At 58.0% G+C, this 5,476-nt stretch carries 7 protein-coding genes; 2 read left to right on the top strand and 5 right to left on the bottom strand.

Annotated elements, in window-relative coordinates:
- Positions 1 to 77: 77 nt before the first annotated feature.
- The 5 genes from ACYVG7_RS11310 to ACYVG7_RS11290 form a co-directional block, all read right to left on the bottom strand.
- On the bottom strand, positions 78 to 815 hold the full coding sequence (locus ACYVG7_RS11310) for a DUF262 domain-containing protein (protein ID WP_460883213.1): 738 nt from the start codon (positions 813 to 815) through the stop codon (positions 78 to 80).
- Positions 816 to 1,268: 453 nt separating this feature from the next.
- Positions 1,269 to 1,475, bottom strand: coding sequence for a hypothetical protein (locus tag ACYVG7_RS11305; RefSeq protein WP_460883212.1), 207 nt, complete (start codon positions 1,473 to 1,475; stop codon positions 1,269 to 1,271).
- 98 nt (positions 1,476 to 1,573) lie between these two features.
- Positions 1,574 to 1,858, bottom strand: a complete 285-nt coding sequence (gene nadS, locus ACYVG7_RS11300; RefSeq protein ID WP_460883211.1) for a NadS family protein — start codon at positions 1,856 to 1,858, stop codon at positions 1,574 to 1,576.
- Positions 1,845 to 2,189 carry a type II toxin-antitoxin system RelE/ParE family toxin gene (locus tag ACYVG7_RS11295; RefSeq protein ID WP_460883210.1) on the bottom strand — a complete coding sequence of 115 codons (345 nt, stop codon included), beginning with the start codon at positions 2,187 to 2,189 and terminating at the stop codon, positions 1,845 to 1,847. The genes nadS and ACYVG7_RS11295 overlap by 14 nt, the downstream gene beginning before the upstream one ends.
- Before the next feature lie 83 nt (positions 2,190 to 2,272).
- Positions 2,273 to 3,502, bottom strand: coding sequence for a DEAD/DEAH box helicase (locus ACYVG7_RS11290; RefSeq protein WP_460883209.1), 1,230 nt, complete (start codon positions 3,500 to 3,502; stop codon positions 2,273 to 2,275).
- Between the two features lie 257 nt (positions 3,503 to 3,759).
- Here ACYVG7_RS11290 and ACYVG7_RS11285 point away from each other — a divergent pair, with 257 nt between their 5' ends.
- Together ACYVG7_RS11285 and tpx are read left to right on the top strand one after the other, a co-directional pair.
- Positions 3,760 to 4,650 carry a substrate-binding periplasmic protein gene (locus tag ACYVG7_RS11285; protein WP_460883208.1) on the top strand — a complete coding sequence of 297 codons (891 nt, stop codon included), beginning with the start codon at positions 3,760 to 3,762 and terminating at the stop codon, positions 4,648 to 4,650.
- A 180-nt stretch (positions 4,651 to 4,830) separates the two neighbouring features.
- The gene (gene tpx / locus ACYVG7_RS11280; protein ID WP_460883207.1) at positions 4,831 to 5,334 is read left to right on the top strand and encodes a thiol peroxidase; all 504 of its coding nucleotides are present in this window, start codon (positions 4,831 to 4,833) and stop codon (positions 5,332 to 5,334) included.
- The last annotated feature ends 142 nt before the right edge of the window (positions 5,335 to 5,476 follow it).

The following is a 5,476-nucleotide window of genomic DNA, read 5'->3' as shown; positions in this document are numbered from 1 at the left end:
CTGTCGGGTATTAGCTGGTCAAGGATGGCGATCATACCTCAGAAGCCGCGCCACGCCTCGCTCATACGAGGGGATGGTTAAGCATGCACGTCCATTCCAGGCACGTAAGGATAATGTTTATATGCAAAGACCTTGAGCGCGAGTTCCATGTGGATTTGCTTTTCTATCGCTTCTTGGGTTTGACTTGTAGCATTAGTGAATGCCGGATATTCAGCGCATCGCTTTAACCATTGGAATATATCTGGCCTTAGCATCACAGCTATGCAGTTTCGTACTTCTTGTTCAGATAGATTAGCTCCACCGGTATTTAAACGTTGAAATAATTCATATTTTGCATAGGGGTCGCTACCTTTTCGAAGTATTTCCACTCTTAATCGAGCTCGTTTTATCTCGAGTTGAAGAGATTTGCCTATCTCATTCTCTGGGTTCTCTGGATTACTCCACTTCTTGTCAGATAAGCTCGGGAGAAATTGAGTGCCATTTAATATTGATGATGGAAGTGTAACTCCTGTATTGCCATCTTTGAGTAAGCCTGAAAACTCTAATATGGTAGATACTCTTTGCAGTCCATCAATAAGCTCCCACACGCCATCATCATCTTGGTGGACAAATATAGGAGGAATTGGTATCCCCAATAGTAGCGACTCAATAAAACGAGTTTTTTGTGAAAGTTCCCAGCGGAAAAGCCTTTGGTAATCAGGAGATATAATGAGTTCGTTATCTCTATACAGGTTCATTATTTCACCTACTGACATATCATATCCATCCGATATGATTTGTTTTTTTGAAATAGCTACCTCATCTTCAAGGCTCATCTTCCACTCCTACTCTTAAAAATATTTATAATCTAACCATATCATATTAATTATCTTGGGTTAAATGACTAAATTGCAGGTTGGGTTGGGCGAAGCCAAACGTTACCGCGTGACCGATTCTTGCCTTTTTACTCTTTCATCATCAACTCTAGATATCGTGGTAAACCTGCTTTGAATCATTTGCTGGCTGATTAGGTCAATAGATTGATTGCTTGCCGATTCAGGATCCCGAGTGGTCCGGTTCCGCCTTGCAGGCTGCGGTGATTTGCCCACCTGCGGCGGACGGCGGCGGTAAGGGGGCATAAGGCCATGCCCCCTTAACCCCCGGCCTGATGCCCGCTGCCGCCTGATCCCTCGCTTACCGGCTGGCCTCCGTGACCATCAGCGATGGCACATCCCTGTGCCAGCGCTGACTCTCGCCGCATCCATGCGGCTCATTCCCTGCCGCCAGCCTCACGCTCGGGGCGGCAGAGGGCCGGTGAATGCCTTGGCCTTGCGGAGCATGTCAGGCTCGGTAAGAGCCAGAGCCAGAGCCAGGGCCAGGGCCAGGGCCTTGTCTGATATCACCAGACTCGCCCGACAGCGACTGGGTAGCGCTAAGCTGACCCTCTGCGCCAGGGATGGCGCGGCGGAGCCCCCCTGCCTCACCTTGCAGATCACGGAGGGTTCACGGCGTGTCAGCGTGAGCTGCCCAGTCGCGGTGGGATGATCAGAATCTGGGCCGACCCGGATTGGGGCCGGGTCATGGATGGGTATTTTTAATGTGCCGCCAGTTCGCGGAATAGGGACGGGTTATCGGCGATGGTGGCCAGCACCTTGGCGGCGAGGCCGGTGGGGTTGCGGCGGCGGGATTCCCAGCTCTTGATGGTATCGACGCTGGTGCCCAGCGCTTCGGCCATTTCCTGCTGGGAGACATTCAGTGCGGCGCGAATAGCTTTGACATCCGCCACTTCGTAGCGGGTGACGCGCGCCGCGGGCTGGCGCTGCTGCTGGATGGCAACCGCCTCTTCCAGCGAGGCTTTGAGTTCATTAAACAGGCTCATGGTGTTCCCCCTTGAGAAGTTGCGTCAGCTTTTTCAAGTCGGCTTTCTCGGCCGCCGTCAGGCTCTCTTTCTCGTTTTTCGCATATGCCAGCACCAGATAAATGACCTCGGCGGTGGCCAGAAAGTAGATCACTCGGGCGCTGCCGCTCTTGCCCTGCTGGCCGGTGGCCATGCGTATCTTGCGCAGGCCGCCTGTACCCTGGATCAGATCGCCCTTTTCCGGTTGGGCGATCAGTTCGATCTGCAACGCCTTCAATTCATCATCGGTGGCAAGCGTCTTGATCTGCCGGGTAAAGATCGATGTTTCAATAAACTCGATGGCATGACTCACGCAGCGCGACTCCATTCTCATCATTGTAGGTGTACAGGGTACACATCGGCAAGCGCAGGAACGAGCTGCTAGCTACAACAGGGTTACCGCTTGCCCTTGCTCCCCAACGCCCGCTTCTTGGCGCGTTGTTTCTGGGCGGTTTTGCTATGGCGTCTGGGATCGGGGGCGGCGCGGGTCAGATCCGGCTCGAAGCCGGGAAACCACTGCTGGGGTAGGCGCTGATCCAGCGCTGCTTCCACCTCTTCCAAGCGCAGGGCGTCTTCGGCGCTGAACAGGGTGATGGCGAGCCCTTTCTTACCGGCGCGACCGGTGCGGCCGATGCGGTGCACATAATCTTCGGCGACATGGGGCAGCTCGAGATTCAGCACATAGTTCAACTCGGGAATATCCAGCCCTCGGGCGGCGACATCGGTGGCGACCAGCGCCTGCAGGCTGCCGTCACGGAACGACTGCAGCACTTTCTCCCGCGCCGCTTGCGAGAGATCGCCGTGCAGGGCTTGCGCCTGTACTCCGTGCGCCAGCAGTTGCTGGGCCAGCTTGTCGCAGCCCTGGCGGGTGCGGCTGAAGATCAGCACCGGCTGGTAGCCCTTGACCCGGATGAGATGGCTGACCAGCTCGGCCTTGCGCTCGTTATCCACTGCATAGACCCGCTGCTCGATTTCGCGGGCGGTGCTGTTGCGCGCCGCCACCTCGATACGTTGCGGATCCCGCAGCCGACTCTTCGCCAACTGGTAGATGCCGTCGTTGAAGGTGGCGGAGAACAGCAGCGTCTGGCGTGTGTCAGGCAGTTGTGCCAGCAGGGCGTTGATCTCGTCGGCAAAGCCCATATCCAGCATACGATCGGCCTCATCCAGCACCAGCACCTCGATGCCCGCCAGCGACACCACTCCCTGGCGCAGATGGTCCAGCAGGCGGCCCGGGGTGGCGATCACCAGCTCGACGCCGGATTGCAGCACCTCGGCCTGGGCGGCAATGCTGACGCCGCCATAGACCAGCGCGGCCCGCAACGGGCTGCCAGCTCCGTACTGCTCGACGCTCTGGTGCACCTGCACCGCCAGCTCGCGGGTCGGCACCAGGATCAGGGCGCGCACTGTTGCGGTGGGCTGGGCGGCTGGTTGCGTCAGCAGCCGTTGCAGGATCGGCAGCACAAAGGCGGCGGTCTTGCCAGTGCCGGTCTGGGCGCCGGCCAGCAGATCCTGACCGGCCAGAATGACGGGGATCGCCTGCTGCTGGATGGGCGTGGGCTGGTGGTAACCCAGACGCTGCAGGTTCTCCAGCAGGACGGGGGCGAGGGCAAGATCGGCAAACGACATGGTGACACCTTGAGAATTAACGAAAATCGCCACGGCGCGGCCACGGGCGATAAGGGCTAGGGGGCCATGGTAGCAGATCTGTGGGTTTTGCTCCCAAGCTGTGCGCCGAGAGTGTGCTGACGCCGTTCAGCACGGGGCCTCGCCCGTGCTGTGCTAGTCTTGCCACAGGGAGTTTCGCTGCAATGATGGTCGCGACGCCGACATTCGGCGTGTCGCAAGTCGGGTGTCGAGATAGGGATCGTCAATCGAGATCAGTGATGGTGAAGAGATTCTGGTATGGGCTTAGTTGTTGTCTGCTGTGCGTCTGGCTGCCGGTCAGGGCTGAGCTCTGTTCGATTCGTTACTTCCAGCAGGATGCCCGTTACGCCTATCGCACCGCCCTGTTACGGCTGGTGCTGGATAAGACCCAAGAGCTGGGTGCATGCCGCTTAAGCCCGCAATTTACCACCGTGACCCAGGATCGGGGCTTGGCGCTGATGCAGGAGGGGCGTATCGATGTGGTGTCGATGCCGACCACCCTGCAGCGGGAGCGGGATCTGCGTGCGGTGCGATTTGATGTCCTGCGCGGGCTGCTGGGGTATCGGGTGCTGCTGATCCGCAAACAGCAGCAAGCCGATTTCGCCGCTGTCCAGTCGCTGGCCGAATTGCGCCACTTCCGGATGGGTTTCGGCATGCATTGGGCGGATCTGCCGCTGCTGCAATACAACGGTTTTCGGGTTGTCGCCGCACCCCATTATGAGTCCCTGTTTGCCATGCTGGCTCGTGGGCGCTTTGACGGCTTCCCTCGGGGGTTGAATGAAGCTTGGCAGGAGCTGGGCGAGCAGAAGGCTGCTTTCCCGGATCTGATGGTAGAGCCGACGTTGGCCTTTCATTACCCCTGGCCGGTCTATTTTTTCGTCCGCAAGGACAATCAGGCCCTGGCCGAGCGTCTGCAACTCGGTTTGCAGCGCGCCCAAGCCGATGGTTCCTTGCGCCAGCTCTTTATGCAGCACCATGGCCAACTGTTACAGCAAGCCCAACTGGCGCAACGACGCCTGTTTTTACTCAGTAATCCCTCCTTGCCGCCCGGCACGCCGCAAGCCGATACCAGTTGGTGGTTACCGACTGCCCAACAGGAACGGCTGGGGCTTGCCCCTACATCCCAATAACTCTAGGTCTGACGCACTCCTTTCCTTGATCATGCATGTTGGCCATTCGTCTCTCATTGAGTCTCTTTGTCTTTTCCTGTCGTGAATAACCCTGGATTTCATCGGTATTTCACCCGCTAAAACCTGCCTATACTCTGGGCTCAACCCGTACCTCTTTGTTAGCGAATTTCAGGAGTGAACATGAGCCACACTATTACCCTGCAAGGGAACCCGGTCGAAGTTGCTGGCGATTTTCCAGCCGTTGGTTCCCAGGCCAAGCCATTCTCCCTGGTGGCCAAGGATCTGAGCGATGTCACCCTGGCCAGCCTGGCCGGGCAGCGCAAAATTCTGAATATCTTCCCCAGCGTGGATACCGGGGTCTGCGCCACTTCAGTTCGCAAGTTCAATGCCGAAGCCAGTGCCCTGAGCAATACCGTGGTGCTGTGCATCTCGGCCGACCTTCCGTTCGCCCAGGCGCGCTTCTGCGGTGCCGAAGGGCTGGATAAGGTCGTCACCCTGTCCACCATGCGCGGTGCCGCCTTCCTGCAGGATTACGGCGTCGCGTTCGCCACCGGTCCGCTGGTGGGGTTGACGGCACGTGCCGTCATCGTGCTGGATGAGCAGGATAAGGTGCTGCACAGCGAGCTGGTGCCGGAAGTGGCCCAGGAGCCGGATTACGCGGCTGCGCTGACCGTTTTGGCATAAGGCCAACAAGACATAAGGCCAAGAAGATAGACAACAGGCTCCTGCGGGAGCCTTTTTTGTGTGCGCCGGGCATGGCGCGCAGCGCCGTGACAGGCGCTATCCGGTCACCGTGGTGGTGATGGGATGACTTGGAGGTGTAAGT

It is taken from the genome of Pseudaeromonas pectinilytica, assembly GCF_054780855.1.
This window is presented reverse-complemented; position numbering and strand designations above follow the sequence as displayed.